Consider the following 16,504-nt stretch of genomic DNA (forward strand, 5'->3'; position numbering starts at 1 on the left):
CGATACTGGCTTATAAAGGGCGGCATGAAGACCCTGGGCCTGATCGGCGGCATGAGCTGGGAATCCACCGCCGAGTACTACCGCCTCCTCAACGAACTCACCCGCGACCGCCTCGGCGGACTGCACTCCGCCCGCCTCGTCCTCCACTCGGTCGACTTCGCCGACATCGAGCGGCTGCAGACGGCCGGGCGGTGGGAGGAGGCCGGGAAGGTCCTGGCCGGCGCGGCTCGGTCCCTGGAGGCGGCCGGCGCGGAACTCCTGCTGATCTGCACCAACACCATGCACAAGGTCGCCGACCAGGTGGCGGCGGCGGTCTCCGTCCCCCTGCTGCACCTCGCCGACGCCACGGCGGACGCCGTACGGGCCGCCGGGCTGCGCCGGGTCGGGCTGCTGGGGACGGCGTTCACCATGGAACAGGACTTCTACCGGGGCCGGTTGGCCTCCGGCGGCCTCGACGTCCTCGTCCCGGACACCGACGCGCGCGCCCTGGTCCACCGGGTGATCTACCAGGAGCTCTGCCTCGGGGTGGTCCGGGAGGAGTCCCGGGCGGCCTACCGTCGGGTGATCGGCGAACTGGTGGCGGCCGGCGCGGAGGGCATCGTCCTCGGCTGCACCGAGATCGAGCTGCTGGTCCGTCAGGAGGACAGCCCCGTGCCGCTGTTCCCCACCGCCCGGCTGCACGCCGAGGCTGCCGTGGCCGCCGCCCTCGACGGCCGCTGACTCCGCCCCCGGTCCTTTGTCACTCCTCCTCCGGCACCTCCACGATCAGCAGGGTCCCCCGGCTGCCCGCCCGCACCGCGTGCCGCGCACCGGCCGGGACGACGTACAGCTCGCCGGTCCGTACGGTCGACTCCTCGCCGTCCACCAGGAGTTCGAGGCTCCCCTCGGCGACGAACAGCGCCTCGGCCGTCCCGTGCACCTCCGGCTCCAGCTCCCGCCCGTCCATCCGCAGGACCTTCACCGCCGTCGTCCCGACCCGGCCCAGCACCTGGGACCGCCAGGCCTCGGGCAGCCGTGCCGCCCGCTCGTTCACATCGACCAAGCTCATGGCCCTGGACGCTACCCAACCCGGGCGGGCCGTTGGTTGACCGTTCGGTAAAACCTCACCAGGATCGCTCCGGTGAAGGCACGCACCCTCTACCACGACCTGCTCGACCACGACGGGCCCCGCCAGGACGAGCCCTGCCAGGACGACATCGACCGCTGGCTCGGCCAGGCCGCCGCCCCCGGTTACCGCGAACGCCTGCGGACCGCCGCCGCCCACTCCGGCTGGTGGGCCGACGAGGAGCGCGGCGGGCCCGCCCTGCTGGAGGAGCTCTACGCCCTCGGCCGGGTCGCCGACCTCCTGCTGCTCGACCCCGTCGGTTCCCTCAGCGCCCGGCTGCGTCTGTTCACCGCCCTCGGCATGACACCGTTCGACGGGGCCGGGCCCTTCGACCCCTTCCTGCACGAGATCGTCGAGGTCGAGCAGGCCGCGGACCGGCAGACGCCGATCGAGGTCCTGGAGGTCCGCCACCCCGGGCTGATGCTGGGCGAGCTGCTGTTCGGCCGCGCCGGCGTGCGGGTCCGGGCCGGAGCCGCACACGCCGAACGCGGGGTGGCCGACCGCTTCCCGCTCTACTGGACGTTCCGCCGCGCCGACCGGCCCACCCGCGACCTGTCCCAGGGCTGGGGCAGCAACTCCCAGTGGAGCACGGACTTCCGTCTCGACTACCGCACCCCCGGCGGCGACCACCTCAACGTCGCCGAGAACGGCTCGGTCGACGGCCGCCCCGAGCTCGGCCACTACCAGGACCTCGGCCCCGAGGAACGCCTGCTGACCCCCGCCGAGCGGCGCGAACTGCTGCGCCACCGCTGCCTGTTGCGCACCCCGCGGGCGGCCGCCGACCTGGCCTCCTCACCCGGCTGGGAGGACGACCTGTTCCCCTACGAGTGGCGGCTGCCGGCCGGCGAGGCCTGATCGGCGAGCAGCTCGCGGATCACGTACCGGGCGATGCCCGTCATCCGCGGGTTGCTCTCCCGGTAGTAGGCGAGTTCCAGCAGGGCGACGGACAGCGCCCAGCCCCGGCCGCGGGCCCAGGCGGCGTCGTCCGCGGCCACGGCCGCCCGGAAGCCGGCGCGGGCCGGCGCGGGCAGCACGTACCAGGCGGTGATCAGGTCCACCGCCGGGTCACCGAGGCCCGCGCAGCCGAAGTCGATGACGGCGCTCAACCGGCCGCGGTCGTCCACCAGCAGGTTGCCGGGCTGCAGGTCGGCGTGGATCCAGACCGGCGGACCGGGGTGCCCGGGGGCGCGGAGCGCCTCCTCCCAGACGGCGGCCGCCGCCCCGGCGTCGACGACGTCCGCCAGGGCCGCGAGCGCCGTCCGGACCGCGCCGTCCCGCTCCGACAGCGGCTCGCTGCGGTAGGAGGCGGGGCCACCGGCCGGGTCGATCCCTCGCATCGCGGTCACGAAGGCCGCCAAGTCGGCTGCCAGCAGGGCCGGTTCGGCCACCCGCCCGGCCACCGGGTTGGCACCGTCCAGCCAGCGCAGGACCGACCAGGGCCACGGACAGTCGTCCACCGGCCCGGCCTGGGCCAGCGGCACGGGCACCGCGACCGGCAGCTGCGGGGCGAGGCGCCGCAGCCAGACGCACTCCTTCGCGATGTCCTCGACGGCCCCCGGGATCCGCGGGATCCGCACCACCAGGTCCGGGCCCAGCCGGTACATCGCGTTGCTGGTCCCGACAGTGGCCACCGGCTCCACCGACAGGCCCGCCCAGTGCGGGAACCGGGCGGCGACCATCCGGCGGACGAGGGCCTCGTCGATGTCGAGTTCGTCGGCGTGCATCGTGCGGGAGGAGGACATGGCGACCCACCCTGCCGCCGAACGGCGCGCCCGGCAACCGAATTCGGGCCCGTCCTCGCCCGCGGGCCGGGTCGCTGCGGGCGGGCGAGGACGGGCGGTGGGGCGGCGCCGTCTACCAGGGCACGACCGCGCCCGTGTGGTCCAGGAACCGCAGTCCGGGCTCGCCGCGATGGCGCTCGATCGTCTCCACCACGCCGGGAACGCTCTCCTCCACGCTCAACTCGGCCTCCATGCCCCCGAGTTCGGTGCGGACCCAGCCCGGGTCCATCAGCAGCAGGCTGCGCGTGCCACCGGCCTGGCGGACGGCGTAGCAGCGCATCAGCTGGTTCAGCGCGGACTTGCTCGCCCGGTACAGGTCCTGCCCGCCCTCGGTGTTCAGCGAGACGCTGCCCTGGTCGGAGGACATCACGCCGATCGTCCCGGTCGGCGGGACCAGCGGGCCGAGCGTCTCCACGACCCGCATCGGGCCGAGCGCGTTGGTGGCCATGACCTCGGTGAACATCTCCGTCGACACCTCGCCGATCGGCAGGTCACCGCGGGTGACGGCGGCGTTGACGAAGAGCAGGTCGAGGCTGCGCCGGGCCAGCCGGTCGCGCAGGGCCGCGATCTGCGCCGGATCGGTCATCTCCAGCGACTCGACGGTGAGGCGCCCGCCGGCGGCGTCCGCCAGGTCGTGCAGGGCGGTGCGGTGGCCGCCGCGCACGGTGCCGATGACGTCCCAGCCGCGGCGGAGGTACTCGGCGGCGATGCCGAGGCCGAGGGTACGGGAGGCGCCGACGACGAGGGCGGTCCCGCGCCCGTCGGCCGTGAGGTGGGTGTCGGTCATGGGTCGAGTCTCCGAGCCGCCGCGGCGGGGCGTCCAATGCCCTTCCGCACGCATTGATACCGCCCGGGCATGAATCCGGGCCCACCTCCGCCCCCGCCCCCGCGCCCACTCACTCCCGGACCGCGAGGTCCTGACTGCCCACCACCTTCAGCAGCCGCAGCGCCGCGTGCGAGGGCGTGCCGGGGGCGGCGGTGTAGAAGATCGTCCACTGGTCGCGGTGCGGGTCGTGCAGCGCCTCGCAGTCCAGGTCGAGCGGGCCGACCACCGGGTGGAGGAGCCGCTTGCGGGTCGAACGGCGGACCTCGACGTCCTGCCGCGCCCACAGCGCCCGGAACTCGGCGCTGTGCGCGAGCAGCCGCTCGACCAGGGCCCGCAGGGCGCTGTCGGCGGGGTAGCGGGCCGCGGCGGACCGCAGGTCGGCGACCGCGCGGCGGGCGAACCCGGCCTGGCCGGCGGGGTCGTGGCGGGCGCGCGTGTCCGGGTCGGTGAAGAAGCGCCAGATCAGGTTGCGCTCGCCGGGCGGCAGGGCGGAGAAGTCGCCGAGCAGTGCGGCCGCCATGGCGTTCCAGGCGAGGACGTCCCGGGCCGCGCTGCAGACCATCGCCGGGGTGTCGTCCAGCCGGTCGAGCAGGTGCAGGACCCCCGGCCGCACGTCACGGGCCGGCCCGGACGGCGGCAGCGGCGGCTCGCCCACCAGGTGGTGCAGGTGGGCGCGTTCGTCGTCGGAGAGCCGCAGCGCCCGGCTGATCGCCCCGATCATCTGGCGGGACGGCCGCGGCCCCCGGCCCTGTTCGAGGCGGATGTAGTACTCCACCGACATCCCCGCGAGCTGGCCACCTCCTGGCGGCGCAGGCCCGGGGTGCGGCGCCGCTCGCCGGCCGGCAGGCCGACGTCGGCCGGCTGGACCCGGGCGCGCCAGCGCCGCAGGAAGGCGGCCAGCTCCGCCCGGTCCATGTGTTCCACGCCCCCAGTCTGGCCCGGCCGGGCCCTCGCCCACCATGGCACCGCCGGTACCACCCTCGACAGTGCTCTCCCGGCCCGTGTGCCGCCCGGCCAGGGTGGAGCCCATGACCACCGCACCCCAGCACCGCATCGTCCTGATCACCGGCGCCACCAAGGGCATCGGCCTCGCCACCGCCGGAGAACTCGCCCGCGCCGGGCACACCGTACTGATCGGCGCCCGCGACCCCGAGCGCGGCACCGCGGCCGCCGCCGGGCTCACCGCCCGGGGCCTCGACGCCCGCCCCGTCCACCTGGACGTCACCGACCCCGCGACGGCCGCCGCCGCGGCCGCGCTGATCACCGCCGAGTACGGCCGGCTGGACATCCTCGTCAACAACGCCGGCGTCGCCCCGGACTGGCGGCGCACACCGGAGGAACTGCCCGTCGAGGCCATGCGCGAGGCGTACGAGACCAACGTCTTCGGCGTCGTGACCGTCACCAACGCCATGCTGCCCCTGCTGCGCGAATCACCGTCGGGGCTGATCGGCAACGTCTCCAGCGGCCTCGGCAGCCTCGCCCTCCTGTCCGACCCGGACTCCCCGTTCTGGGAACACGCGACCCTGCTCGCCTACAACTCCTCCAAGGCCGCGCTCAACGCCGTCACCCTGATCTACGCCCGGGCGCTGCGCGACAGCGGCATCAAGGTCAGCGCGCTGGAGCCGGGGTACTGCGCGACCGACCTCAACGGGCACAGCGGGCACTCCAGCGCGGAGGAGGGCGGCCGCCGCATCGCCCGGCAGCTCGGGGAGGCGGCGACCGGGCCGACCGGGGTCTTCCTCCACCCGGAGGGCGGCCACCACTCCTGGTAGCTCACCTCTGGCCTGGTGGCTCACCCCTGCCGGACCGCCCCCGCCGCGATCAGGCCGGGCAGCTCTCGCATGTCCGTGAAGACCACCGTGCCGGGGCCGGCCAGCCGCTCCGCCGGGGTGATCCCGCCGGCGTAGCCGAGCGCGCGCATCCCGGCGGCGCGGGCGGCCTGGACGCCGGGCAGGCTGTCCTCGACCACGACGCAGGCGGCCGGGTCGACGCCCATCGAACGCGCGGCGTGCAGGAACAGGTCGGGCGCGGGCTTGCCGCGGCCGACGTCGGTGGCGCTGAAGATCCGCCCGGCGAAACGGTCGTGGAGGCCGGTCCGCCCGAGGGTGTGCCGCATCTTCTCGTGCGGCCCGCTGGAGGCCACGCAGGTGGGCAGGGTGATCGCGGCCAGCGCCTCGGGCAGCCCGTCCACCGGCGTCAGCCCGGCGTCCACGGCCTCGGCGTGCAGCTCGCGGAACCGCTTGTCCCACACCGTCGCCGTCTCCTCCCCCAACCGCTCGGCCACCGTCGCGTGGTTGGCCGCCTCCGAACGCCCGACGAACCGCTCGATCGCCTCCGCCTCACCCAGCGCCCAGCCGTACTCCTCCCCCAACCGCACCAGCACCCGCACGGCGATCACCTCGCTGTCCACCAGCACGCCGTCGCAGTCGAATATCACCAGTTCTATCGGCTCGCTCATCCGCCCAGCTTAGGCGCGGCCCCCACCCGCTCAGGGGCCCGGCGGCGGTGGCCGCCGGGCCCCTGTGGGCGGGGTGGCGCGTCAGGCGGTCTGGACGGCGGTGTCGTCGATCACGAAGCTGGTCTGCAGCGAGGTGTCCTCGACCGCGTTGAACTTCACGGTGACCGACTGGCCCGCGTAGGCCGACAGGTCGAAGGTGCGCTGCTGGTAGCCGGCCGCGGCGTCCACGTTGGAGTAGGTCTTCAGCGCGGTGCCGTTGACCGACACGGTCAGCTTGTCGTACGCCGTGCTGCCCGTCTCCGCGGTGTCGACGTGCAGCCAGAAGCTCAGCGTGGCCTTGCAGCCCTTCGGGATGGTCACCGTCTGCGACAGCGAGTCGGTGTGGCTGGAGCCGTAGCCGTCCATCCACGCCTTCCACGAACCGCCGTGCGCGGCCTGGCTGGCGCTGTTGTCCACCACGCCGGAGCTCGACGTCCACGGCGAGGCGGAACCGGTCTCGAAGCCCGCGTTGCCGAGCAGCTGCGCCGGGATGCAGGAGCCCTCGCTGCCGTAGACGTTCCAGTTGAAGGTCGCGGAAGCGGTCTTGCCGGCCGCGTCCTTGACCGTCACGGTGACGCTGGAGACGCCCCCGGTGGTCGGGGTGCCGGTGATCAGACCGGTGGAGGCGTTGATCGACACACCGGCCGGCAGACCGGTGGCCGAGTAGGTCAGCGGAGCGGTGCCGCCGGAGGCGTTGATCTGCAGGTTGACCGCGGCGTTGACGGCGGTGGACACGTCACCGGGGTTGGTCACCGAGACGGCGCCGCTGCCGGCCGGCTTGGTGAGCAGGCAGCCGGCCACGTTGAGGTCGATGGCCCGGCTGGAGTTCAGGCAGGTGGTGAACCAGTAGGTCTCCTCGCCGTAGCTCTGGCCCTTGACGGCCTTGGTGGTGCCGTCGGCCGCCACCTCGCACGGGTTGTTGAGGGTGCACATGGCGCCGTCGTCGTTGCCGGTGTTGTTGATGCCGATGATCCGCCCGCTGGCGGAGGAGACGATCGGCGAACCGGAGGTGCCGTGCGTGGTGTTGCAGCCGGAGCTGTAGCGCAGCGAGTCGTGCCAGGTCCACTCGTCCTCGCGGAGGGTGGGCACGAACCCGTTGACGGAGCAGTTCCAGACCTGCTTCCAGTACGAGGAGGGTATGTACATCGCGGCGCCGTCGACCGGGTGCGCGTCGTCGACGGTCAGCGCGGTGACGCCGTACTTGGAGCTGATCGAGCCGTAGGTGTCGGTGAGTTGGTAGAGCGCGACGTCGGTGCCGGTCATCGTCCCGTAGAGGACCTTGTCGGCCTGGACGGTGCCGAGGCTGTTGCCCGCGCCGTCGAGCAGGGTGCCGCTGCGGCTGGCGCTGACGTTCTGGATGACCTGACCGGCCGAGGGCATGGTGGGCAGGCAGTGCCCGTTGGTGAGCATCAGCGCCCGGTCGCCGGCCACCGAGGTGGGGTAACGGACCAGCGAGGCCGAGCAGTTGCTCAGGGCGATGGTGGCCGTCAGGTCGGCCGCCTGGACGGCGTGTGCGGGGGCGGCGGCGAAGGCCAGCCCGCCCGCGACGACGGCGCTCGTACCGGCCACCGCGACAAGTCTTCTGAACATGGCTCTCCTTGTGGGGGATCGCGGGGGTGTACGACTGGTCGTCGACGCCCGCGCCGCACGAAAGTGCCATGGCCACTTCAACAGGGTCAACCGTTCTGGCCGAACTCGCCACTCCTCGTCGCCTGTTGTGCCACCGGCGGCAACCACCCGTCCCGGTATGCCCGTTACGTGCTACGGCTGCGGAGCCGAGTAGACGGTCTGACTCTCGGCCTTGGCATTGCCCTTGCCGTCCTCCGCGCGGAGTTTGACGGTCCAGATCGTCCCGCCTCCGTCCGGTGCGAACTCGTGCTTGTCCCCCACCTTGACGAACTGACAGCTCTGCGTGAACTGCTTCGCCTCGGAGTCCCAGTCCACCCCGCTGGTGTAGTAGATGTCGTACGCCCCGGCCTTGACGCCCTCGATGGTGGCCACCTGTCCCTTGACCGCGTACGCCGAGGCCACCGCCTTGCCGTCGGCCGCGAGCATGAAGACGGCGTCCGTCGAGCCGTTGTTGTTGAACTTCAGCGTGCCCTTGCCGCTGTTCCCCCCGTCGCGGACCACCGCGCCGTTCTCCAGGGACCGCGGCTGCGGCTGCGGCTTGGGCAGTTCCGGGACGGTGAAGGCGGCCTGGTAACCGGCCGTCGCCAGCTTGGCCAGGGCTGCCGGGACCGCCACCAGCCCCTGACCGGCGCCCAGCCGAGCCTGAACGACACCGACGGTGCACAGCTTCTTGTCCTTGAGTTCGACGCGAATCGACAGCGCCTCGGAGGAGAGCGCGTTCAGGCCGTTCACCAGCTCGGTGCGCGCCGCCTCGGCCCCGGCGGGCGTTCCGGTGGCGTTCAGGCTGCGCGCGGCGCGGTCGGCGTCGGACTCGACGGTGGCGAGCGCGGAACCGAGCTCGGTCACGGTCTTGGCCGCAGCCACCTTCCCCAGACCGGCGTTGATCGGTGCGAGGGCCTGGTCGAGGGTCGTACCGTACGGCGTCGGCGCGGCCGTCGCCGACACGCTCGGCGCAGCGCTCCCGCCCCCGCCCCCGCCGCCCGAGCACGCCGCGAGCAGCAGCACCCCACCGATGACCGAGCCGGACCTGAACACGGACCCCACGGACTTCACGACCCCACCCCTGCCGTCATCCGGCACGCGCTCCCCACGCGTACACGAGCCGACATGCTGCCGAGTACGAACCACCCCCGTCAACCGCGTTCGAACGATCGCCCGAAGGGCCCGCCCCGGGCCGCCCGTCGGGGTCAACTACGATCGGGCACGTGCTCAGCCTCACCGGACTCCCGCTCCAGATCATCGCCGCGGTCATCGCGATCGTCGTCTTCGCCGCCACCATGTGGCTCTGGCCGCGGTTCGGCGGGAAGGGCTGGAAGTCCTGGCTGGGCCGGATCGGCGCCTTCCTGGCCACCCAGGTCGCGGTACTGGTGGCGATGGGCCTGGTCGCCAACAGCTACTTCGGCTTCTACAGCTCCTGGACCGACCTGCTCGGCACCAGCGGCAAGCTCGGCACGGTGGTCGACCACACGCCGAACGCCGCCGGGGTGGCCGTCACCGGTCAGCAGAGCTTCTACTCCGCCCAGGGCTCGGACCCGCAGCGCTCCGGCCTGATCCAGCAGGTCGCCGTCAAAGGGGCGGGCAGCGGTCTGAGCACCGAGGCGTACGTCTACCTGCCGCCGCAGTACTTCCAGCCGGACTTCGCCAAGCAGCGCTTCCCGATGGCCCTGGTGCTCACCGGCTACCCGGGCACCCCGGAGAAGCTGATCTCGCTGATGCAGTACCCGGCCTCCACCCTGAACGCGATCGAGCAGAAGAAGCTGCCGCCGACGATCCTGGTGATGACCCGCCCCACCCTGGTCGGCAACCGGGACACCGAGTGCGTGGACGTGCCGAACGGTCCGCAGGTGGAGACCTTCTTCACCACCGACCTGCCCAAGGCCCTCGCCGGCACCTACCGGATCGGCACCGACCCGGCCAACCGCGCCGTGATCGGCAACTCCACCGGCGGCTACTGCGCGCTCAAGTTCGCGCTGCGCAAGCCGGACTCCTACCCGGCGGCGATCGCGCTCTCCGGCTACTACAGCGCCGCCCACGACCCGAGCACCGGCGAGCTGTTCGGCGGCGACGCCCGGCTGAAGCAGGAGAACGACCTGCTGTGGCGGCTGAAGAACCAGCCGCCCGCCCCGGTCTCGCTGCTGCTGACCACCGCTTACGACGAGAACAACTACGACGAGACCAAGGCCATGGTCGCGGCCTTCAAGGCCCCGACGAAGATGTCCACCATCACCCTGGACACCGCCGGCCACAACTTCCACACCTGGACCCGGGAGATCCCCCCGGCGCTGGAGTGGCTGGGCACCCACCTCAGCATGCCGCCGGCCGCCTGAGGCCCTGAAGCCCTGAAGCCCTGAAGCCCGGCAGATCACACCCGGCTCACAGCCCCGTCTCACGGTCCTCTCAGCCGCGCCACCCACCGTATGGCGCATGACCACGAGCAGCTACTCACCTCCGGCCGGCGACCCGTGGCCCGAGGCCGCGAACCACCCGCCGCCGGAGGTCCCGCAGCCGGGCCCCGCCCGGCCGGACCCGGCACCGCTCTTCCCCGAGCAGCCCCTGCCGCCCGCCGGCCCCAAGGGCCCCGCCTCCTGGTCCGGCCGGCTGCGCACCCTCCCGGCCAGGGCCTGGCGAGGGCGCGCGGACGACCCGCGCTGGGTGCGCCCGGCCCTGCTGGCGCTGCTGGCCGCGACCGCCGTCCTCTACCTGTGGGGCCTGAGTGCCTCCGGCTGGGCCAACGCCTTCTACTCGGCCGCCGTCCAGGCCGGCTCCCAGAGCTGGAAGGCCCTCTTCTTCGGCTCCTCCGACGCCGGGAACTTCATCACCGTCGACAAGCCCCCGGCCGCGCTGTGGCCGATGGCGCTCTCGGCGCGGATCTTCGGCCTCTCCTCCTGGTCGGTGCTGGCCCCGCAGGCGCTGATGGGCGCGGCCACCGTCGGCGTGCTCTACGCGACGGTGCGCCGCCGCTTCTCCCCGCTCGGCGGCCTGCTGGCGGGCGCCGCGCTGGCGCTCACCCCGGTGGCGGCGCTGATGTTCCGCTTCAACAACCCGGACGCGCTGCTGGTGCTGCTGCTGACGCTCGCCGCGTACGGCATGGTGCGGGCGGTCGAGGCGGCGAGCACCAAGTGGCTGCTGTTCATCGGGGTCATGTTCGGCTTCGCCTTCCTCACCAAGACCCTGGCGGCGTTCCTGATCCTGCCCGCGTTCGCGGTGATCTACCTGGTCGTGGCGCCCACCGGCTTCTGGCGGCGGGTGCGGCAGACCCTGCTGGCGGGCGTGGCGCTGCTGGTCTCCGGCGGCTGGTGGGTCGCGATCGTCGAGCTGATGCCCGCCTCGGCCCGCCCGTACGTCGGCGGCTCGCAGGACAACAGCTTCCTCTCGCTCACCTTCGGCTACAACGGCCTCGGCCGGGTGGACGGCAACGAGCGCGGCAGCGTCGGCGGCGGCGGACGGATGCCGGCCGGGCTCGACCTGCCGGGCGGTGCGACGCGCGGCGGCGGCCGCGGCTGGGGCGAGACCGGCCTCACCCGGATGTTCGGCACGGACGTCGGCGGGCAGATCGCCTGGCTGCTCCCGGCCGCGCTGATCCTGCTGCTGGTCGGCCTCTGGGCGACCCGCCGGTACGCCCGCACCGACACCGCCCGCGCGGCGTTCCTGGTCTGGGGCGGCTGGCTGCTCTCCACCGCGCTGATCTTCAGCTTCATGTCCGGGATCTTCCACCAGTACTACACGGTGGCCCTGGCCCCGGCCGTGGCGGCGCTGGTCGGCATGGGCGTGGACGGGCTGTGGCGGGCCCGGCACCGGCTGCCCTGGGCGCTGGTGCTGGCCGGGACGCTCGCGGTGACGGCGGTCTGGGCGTTCGTCCTGCTCGGCCGCACCTCGGGCTTCGTGCCGTGGCTGCGCTGGGCGGTGCTGGTCGGCGGGCTGGTGGCGGCGGTCGCGCTGGTCGCCGGGCAGTTCGCCGGGCGGACCGCCGGACGGGCCGGTGCGCGGATCGCCTCGGTGGCGGGCCTGGTCGGTCTGGCGGCGGCGCTCGGCGGTCCGGCCGCGTACGCGGTGGACACCGTCAACACGGCGCACACCGGCTCGATCGTGACCGCCGGGCCGGGCGTGAAGGGTGCGTTCGGGCCGGGCGGCGGCGGGCGCAAGGGCGGCCAGGGCTTCCCGGGCCGCCAGGGGTTCCCGGGCGGCGGCCCGGGCGGCCAGCAGGGCTTCCCCGGTGGCGGCCAGGCACCGCGCGGGCAGAACGGCGGGGGCTTCCCCGGTGGGTTCCCCGGCTTCTCCGGCGGCGGTTCGGGCTCCGGCTCCGACCAGGGGAACGGGCGGCACCAGCGTGGCACGGACGGGACCAACGGCCGTACCGGCAACGGCACCGTCCCCGGCGTTCCCGGCGGCATGGGCGGTGGCGGCATGGGCGGCCTGCTCGGCGGCACCAAGGTGAGCGACGAGGCGGCGAACCTGCTCAAGGAGAACGCCGACCACTACACCTGGGCGGCCGCCACGGTCGGCTCGCAGAACGCCGCCAGCTACCAACTCGCCACCGGTGAACCGGTGATGGCCCTCGGCGGCTTCAACGGCACCGACCCGTCGCTGACCCTGGCCGGCTTCCAGAAGTACGTCCAGGAGGGCAAGGTCCACTGGTTCATCGCCGGCGGCTCCCGCGGCTTCGGCGGTGGTGCGGGCGGCTTCGGCGGAACGGGCACCACGGGCACCACGGGCACCACGGGCACCACGGGCGGCGACGCGAGCGGCGGCGAGCGGCAGGAGTCGGAGAGCGCGCAGATCGAGTCCTGGGTGGCCGCCCACTTCACCGCCAGGACGGTCGGCTCGGCCACGTTCTACGACCTGACGGCCCCGGCCTCCTGACCCCGGCCACGACGGTTCCCGACGGCTCCCGACCGTTCCCGACGGTCCCCGAGGGGGCGTGCCGCGTTCGCGCGGCGCGCCCCCTCCGCCGTGCTCAGTCGGACGCGCAGTGCGTGCCCGCCGCCGGCATCCGGCCGTCCACCAGGAACCCGGCGACGGCCGTCCGCACGCAGGCGCTCTTGTCGTACGCGGTGTGCCCGTCGCCCTCCCTGGTCAGCAGCACGCCGTGGGCCAGCCCGGCGGCCAGCCGCTGCGCCCACGGGTACGGGGTGACCGGGTCCTCGGTGGAGCCGATCACCAGGATCGGGGCGCTGCCGGGGGCCCGGACCGGGTGCGGGCGTTCGGGCGTGCGGTACGGCCAGGGGCGGCAGTCCGGGGCGAGCAGGGTGGTCAGGGGGTTGTGCCGGCCGGTCAGCGGGGCCCGGGCGGCGAGGTCGGCGAGGGCGGGGCGCAGCCGGTCCTCAGTGGGTGCAGGGAGGTCCGCGCAGGAGATGGCCGCGTAGGCATCCGCGGCGGTGGTGTAACGGCCGTCCTGGCCGCGGCCGTTGGCGCCGTCGGCGAGTTCGAGCAGGGCGTCGCCGGCGCCTTGGCCGAGGGCCGGTGCGAGGGCGTCGCGCAGCCGGGACCAGGAGCGGTGGCCGTCGTAGAGGACGTTGAGGGTGGCGGTCCAGCCGAGGGCGGCGGTGAGGGTGCGGCCGTCGTCGGCGCGCAGCGGGTGGGTGCGCAGACCGTCGAGGAAGTCGGCGAGGCGTTGCGGGGCGGCGGCCGGGTCGGTGCCGAGCGGGCAGGTGTCCGCGTCGTCGGTGGCGCAGCCGGTGGCGAAGGCGCGGAAGGCGTCCTCGGCCGCGGCGGCGGCCTCGACGTCGAGCCGCATCGGGTCGGTGCCGTGCTCGACGGCGCCGTCGAGCACGAGCCGGCCGGTGCGGTCGGGGAACTCCTCGGCGTAGAGCGCGCCGAGGTGGGTGCCGTAGGAGAGGCCGAGGAAGTCGAGCCTGCGTTCGCCGAGGGCGCCGCGCAGGACGTCGAGGTCGCGGGCGCTGTCGCGGGTGCCGAGGTGCGGGAGCTGGTCGGCGTGGGCCGCGCGGCAGGCGTCGGCGAGGATCCGGCCGTGGTCGTAGCCGGGGTCGTCGGTGGCGTTCCACTCGTCGCGGGTGCGGTCGTCCAGGCAGTGGACGGGGGTGGTGTCCCCGGCGCCGCGCGGGTCGAAGCCGACCAGGTCGAAGCGGTCGTGCAGCGGGCCGAGGTAGCCCTGCCAGTCCCAACGGACCATGCCGACGCCGGAGTTGCCGGGGCCGCCGGGGTTGACCAGCAGGGCGCCGATCCGTTCGTCCCGGTCGGCGGCGGGTTTGCGGGCGAGGGCGACGCCGATGGTGCGGCCGCCGGGGTCGGCGTAGTCCAGCGGGACGGTGAGGGTGCCGCACTCGACGGCCGGGCCGTCGGCGTCGGCACCCGCGTCGGGGCAGGGCCGCCAGTCGATCCGCTGGGCGTAGAGGGCGCGCAGGGCCGGGTCGGCGGTGGCGGCGACCAGGTCGTCGAGCGGGGGCCGGGCGTCCGTGCGGCCCGGGCCTCCGGAGCCGGTGCAGCCGCCGACCAGGGCGAGCGCGGCGGCGAGGGCGAGCGCGGGCAGGGCGCGTCCGGGCAGGGCGCGTCCGGGGAGCCGCGGCGCGCGGGTGCGCCGGGCGAGCCGGGGCGACCGGGGAGGGTGCGGGGGGCGGGGAGCTCGGGAGATCATCGGGGCCACCGCCCACGAATACCACCTGCCCCGGGCCCGGTCCGAGCCCGGGGCACATCGTGCCCGCCTTCCACGGCCCGGGCGTATCGTTTCGTCAGCCGCCGCACTGCTGCAGCATGGCCTTCTTGTCGGCCTCGGTGACGGGCAGCTGGTACTTCAGCGAGACCTGGGCGAAGCGGACGGCGTACGAGCAGCGGATCCCGGTGTCGGCGGGCAGCCAGGCGGCAGGGCCGGAGTCGCCCTTGGAGGCGTTCTGCGAGCCGTCGGCGGGGATCAGGTTGAGCGGGTCGTTGGCGATCCGGACGCGCTTGGCCCTGTCCCACGCGCTCGCCCCCATCTGCCAGTCGTAGGAGAGCGGCATCACGTGGTCGATCTGGATCCTGCTCGCCTGCTGCTTGGTCCACTGGACGCTCTTGCCGGTGTACGGGTCCCAGATGGTCATCGCGGTGACGGTGCAGTCCGAGCCGTCCTTGTGCTCGACGGCGGTGCCGTCCCGGGCGAGCAGGTCGTTGCGGGTGTCGCACTTGTTGCCGCCGAGCGGGACGCCGTCGACGTTGTCCGTCCAGGCGGGGCCGAACTCGTTGCGGTCGTAGCCGTCCTTGGCGCCGACGGCGGCGGTGGCGACCTTGGCGATGACCTCCCGGCCGGCCTTCCGCTCCTCGCCGGTGGTCAGCGGCGCCAGGCCGGGCTTGGTGCCGTCCGGGTTCTGCAGCGGGCTGGTGCCCCGGCTCCCGGCGGGCGCGGCGACGCCGCCACCGTCCTTGGCGTCGGGCGCCCCGTGGTCGCGGCCGCCGATCAGCCAGCCGACCAGCGCGAGCGCGCATATCAGGAACACGGTGGCGGCGGACAGGGTGGTGCGGCGGGCGGGCACGGAGAACTCCCGGGGTCGGGGCGGGTTGACGGCGAACCAGCAGATCAGCCGCCCCGGGGAGAATCAAGGTGACGCCACGTGGGGCCCGGAAAGCATGTCGAAGCTCACATCGGCCCAGGTCAGCCGCCGATGAGTCACACGCTGAGTCCCGCTCAGCCGCCGATGGCGGACATCGGACGGTCGGGCCGGACGAAGTCCGCGCTGCCGATCGCGTGCCCCGGGCCCTTGCCCGCCACCGAGGTCCGCCAGGCCTCCTCGATCGCCGCGTCGTCCGCCCCGCCCCGGAGCAGCGCCCGCAGGTCCGACTCCTCGGTGGCGAACAGGCAGTTGCGCAACTGCCCGTCCGCCGTCAGCCGCACCCGGTCGCACCCCCCGCAGAACGGCCGGGTCACCGAGGCGATCACCCCGACCACCGCCTCCGTGCCGGCGATCCGCCACTCCTCGGCGGGCGCGGCGCCGCGCCGACCGACCGGCACCAGGTCGAACCGCTCCCCCAGCGCGGCCAGCACCTCCTCCGCGGTCACCATCGCCGCGCGGTCCCAACTCCCCTGCGCGTCCAGCGGCATGGACTCGATGAACCGCATCAGGTAGCCGTGCTCCACGGCGAACTCCGCCAGGTCCACGATCTCGTCCTCGTTCACCCCCCGGACCGGCACCGCGTTCACCTTCACCGGGCCGAGCCCCGCCGCCCGCGCCGCCGCCAGCCCGGCCAGCACGTCCGCCAGCCGGTCCCGCCGGGTGATCGCGGCGAACCGCTCCGGGCGCAGCGTGTCCAGGCTGACGTTCACCCGCCCCAGGCCGGCCTCCCGCAGCGCCCCCGCCGTCCGCGCCAGTCCGATCCCGTTGGTCGTCAACGACAGCTCGACCCCGAGCGCGGCCAGCCGTCCGACCAGCCCCGGCAGTCCCCGCCGCAGCAGCGGCTCCCCGCCGGTCAGCCGCACCGAGGCCACCCCGAGGCGCTCGACCGCGATCCGTACCAGCCGCACCACCTCGTCGTCGTCCAGCACCTCGGCCCGGGCGAGCCAGTCCAGGCCCTCCGCCGGCATGCAGTACGTGCAGCGCAGGTTGCAGCGGTCGGTCAGCGAGACCCGCAGATCGGTGTGGACCCGGCCGAAACGGTCCACCAGCGGGCGCGGTGCGGTGTTCATCGCCCCAGTACAGGCGGCGGGAGCCCGCCAGACCAGCGGCCGAACCGCCGGGGAG

15 protein-coding genes are annotated in these 16,504 nt (G+C 74.1%); 5 read left to right on the forward strand and 10 right to left on the reverse strand.

Annotated features, from left to right (window positions below; all coding sequences use genetic code 11):
- Window positions 1-24 precede the first annotated feature (24 nt).
- Window positions 25-720 carry an aspartate/glutamate racemase family protein gene (locus IE332_RS08710; protein WP_189914767.1) on the forward strand — a complete coding sequence of 232 codons (696 nt, stop codon included), beginning with the start codon at window positions 25-27 and terminating at the stop codon, window positions 718-720.
- A gap of 19 nt (window positions 721-739) precedes the next feature.
- Here IE332_RS08710 and IE332_RS08715 read toward each other — a convergent pair whose 3' ends face one another.
- On the reverse strand, window positions 740-1,048 hold the full coding sequence (locus tag IE332_RS08715) for a cupin domain-containing protein (RefSeq protein WP_189914769.1): 309 nt from the start codon (window positions 1,046-1,048) through the stop codon (window positions 740-742).
- Window positions 1,049-1,120: 72 nt separating this feature from the next.
- Here IE332_RS08715 and IE332_RS08720 point away from each other — a divergent pair, with 72 nt between their 5' ends.
- Window positions 1,121-1,960 (forward strand): nucleotide exchange factor GrpE, encoded by an 840-nt coding sequence (locus IE332_RS08720; RefSeq protein WP_189914771.1) that lies wholly within the window; start codon window positions 1,121-1,123, stop codon window positions 1,958-1,960.
- On the opposite strand, the gene IE332_RS08725 is transcribed toward IE332_RS08720, so the two are convergent.
- From IE332_RS08725 to IE332_RS08735, 3 genes are all read right to left on the reverse strand, one after another.
- Window positions 1,927-2,847, reverse strand: coding sequence for an aminoglycoside phosphotransferase family protein (locus IE332_RS08725; protein ID WP_229928447.1), 921 nt, complete (start codon window positions 2,845-2,847; stop codon window positions 1,927-1,929). The genes IE332_RS08720 and IE332_RS08725 overlap by 34 nt on opposite strands.
- Before the next feature lie 112 nt (window positions 2,848-2,959).
- On the reverse strand, window positions 2,960-3,673 hold the full coding sequence (locus tag IE332_RS08730; RefSeq protein ID WP_189914773.1) for an SDR family oxidoreductase: 714 nt from the start codon (window positions 3,671-3,673) through the stop codon (window positions 2,960-2,962).
- A gap of 109 nt (window positions 3,674-3,782) precedes the next feature.
- The gene (locus IE332_RS08735; RefSeq protein ID WP_308437539.1) at window positions 3,783-4,487 is read right to left on the reverse strand and encodes a helix-turn-helix transcriptional regulator; all 705 of its coding nucleotides are present in this window, start codon (window positions 4,485-4,487) and stop codon (window positions 3,783-3,785) included.
- 253 nt (window positions 4,488-4,740) lie between these two features.
- Between IE332_RS08735 and IE332_RS08740 the strand changes: the two genes are divergently transcribed.
- Window positions 4,741-5,484, forward strand: a complete 744-nt coding sequence (locus tag IE332_RS08740; protein WP_189914775.1) for an SDR family NAD(P)-dependent oxidoreductase — start codon at window positions 4,741-4,743, stop codon at window positions 5,482-5,484.
- Between the two features lie 20 nt (window positions 5,485-5,504).
- Here IE332_RS08740 and IE332_RS08745 read toward each other — a convergent pair whose 3' ends face one another.
- From IE332_RS08745 to IE332_RS08755, 3 genes are all read right to left on the reverse strand, one after another.
- Window positions 5,505-6,170, reverse strand: a complete 666-nt coding sequence (locus IE332_RS08745) for an HAD family hydrolase (RefSeq protein WP_189914776.1) — start codon at window positions 6,168-6,170, stop codon at window positions 5,505-5,507.
- A gap of 81 nt (window positions 6,171-6,251) precedes the next feature.
- Window positions 6,252-7,799 carry a putative Ig domain-containing protein gene (locus tag IE332_RS42335; protein ID WP_189914777.1) on the reverse strand — a complete coding sequence of 516 codons (1,548 nt, stop codon included), beginning with the start codon at window positions 7,797-7,799 and terminating at the stop codon, window positions 6,252-6,254.
- Between the two features lie 171 nt (window positions 7,800-7,970).
- A complete protein-coding gene (locus tag IE332_RS08755) occupies window positions 7,971-8,891 on the reverse strand; it encodes a hypothetical protein (protein WP_189914779.1) in 921 nt (306 codons plus the stop codon).
- Window positions 8,892-9,043: 152 nt separating this feature from the next.
- Here IE332_RS08755 and IE332_RS08760 point away from each other — a divergent pair, with 152 nt between their 5' ends.
- Together IE332_RS08760 and IE332_RS08765 are read left to right on the forward strand one after the other, a co-directional pair.
- Entirely contained in the window at window positions 9,044-10,165 is a 1,122-nt protein-coding gene (locus tag IE332_RS08760) for an alpha/beta hydrolase (RefSeq protein ID WP_229928448.1), read from the forward strand.
- Between the two features lie 97 nt (window positions 10,166-10,262).
- On the forward strand, window positions 10,263-12,698 hold the full coding sequence (locus IE332_RS08765; protein ID WP_189914781.1) for a glycosyltransferase family 39 protein: 2,436 nt from the start codon (window positions 10,263-10,265) through the stop codon (window positions 12,696-12,698).
- Between the two features lie 94 nt (window positions 12,699-12,792).
- Here the strand turns inward: IE332_RS08765 and IE332_RS08770 are convergent, their stop codons facing one another.
- From IE332_RS08770 to moaA, 3 genes are all read right to left on the reverse strand, one after another.
- Window positions 12,793-14,430 (reverse strand): alpha/beta hydrolase, encoded by a 1,638-nt coding sequence (locus tag IE332_RS08770; protein ID WP_189914783.1) that lies wholly within the window; start codon window positions 14,428-14,430, stop codon window positions 12,793-12,795.
- 94 nt (window positions 14,431-14,524) lie between these two features.
- The gene (locus IE332_RS08775) at window positions 14,525-15,301 is read right to left on the reverse strand and encodes an HNH endonuclease family protein (protein ID WP_189914785.1); all 777 of its coding nucleotides are present in this window, start codon (window positions 15,299-15,301) and stop codon (window positions 14,525-14,527) included.
- A gap of 152 nt (window positions 15,302-15,453) precedes the next feature.
- Window positions 15,454-16,449 carry a GTP 3',8-cyclase MoaA gene (gene moaA, locus IE332_RS08780; RefSeq protein ID WP_189914787.1) on the reverse strand — a complete coding sequence of 332 codons (996 nt, stop codon included), beginning with the start codon at window positions 16,447-16,449 and terminating at the stop codon, window positions 15,454-15,456.
- Window positions 16,450-16,504 lie beyond the last annotated feature (55 nt).

This window comes from Kitasatospora xanthocidica, assembly GCF_014656195.1.
In the GTDB taxonomy this organism is placed as follows: Bacteria; Actinomycetota; Actinomycetes; order Streptomycetales; family Streptomycetaceae; genus Kitasatospora; species Kitasatospora xanthocidica.

Coding starts and splice junctions, on each gene's coding strand:
- IE332_RS08710 (WP_189914767.1), top strand. CDS start 25: ATGAAGACCCTGGGCCTGATCGGCGGCATGAGCTGGGAATCCACCGCC.
- IE332_RS08715 (WP_189914769.1), bottom strand. CDS start 1,048: ATGAGCTTGGTCGATGTGAACGAGCGGGCGGCACGGCTGCCCGAGGCC.
- IE332_RS08725 (WP_229928447.1), bottom strand. CDS start 2,847: ATGTCCTCCTCCCGCACGATGCACGCCGACGAACTCGACATCGACGAG.
- IE332_RS08730 (WP_189914773.1), bottom strand. CDS start 3,673: ATGACCGACACCCACCTCACGGCCGACGGGCGCGGGACCGCCCTCGTC.
- IE332_RS08740 (WP_189914775.1), top strand. CDS start 4,741: ATGACCACCGCACCCCAGCACCGCATCGTCCTGATCACCGGCGCCACC.
- IE332_RS08745 (WP_189914776.1), bottom strand. CDS start 6,170: ATGAGCGAGCCGATAGAACTGGTGATATTCGACTGCGACGGCGTGCTG.
- IE332_RS42335 (WP_189914777.1), bottom strand. CDS start 7,799: ATGTTCAGAAGACTTGTCGCGGTGGCCGGTACGAGCGCCGTCGTCGCG.
- IE332_RS08765 (WP_189914781.1), top strand. CDS start 10,263: ATGACCACGAGCAGCTACTCACCTCCGGCCGGCGACCCGTGGCCCGAG.
- IE332_RS08770 (WP_189914783.1), bottom strand. CDS start 14,430: ATGATCTCCCGAGCTCCCCGCCCCCCGCACCCTCCCCGGTCGCCCCGG.
- moaA (WP_189914787.1), bottom strand. CDS start 16,449: ATGAACACCGCACCGCGCCCGCTGGTGGACCGTTTCGGCCGGGTCCAC.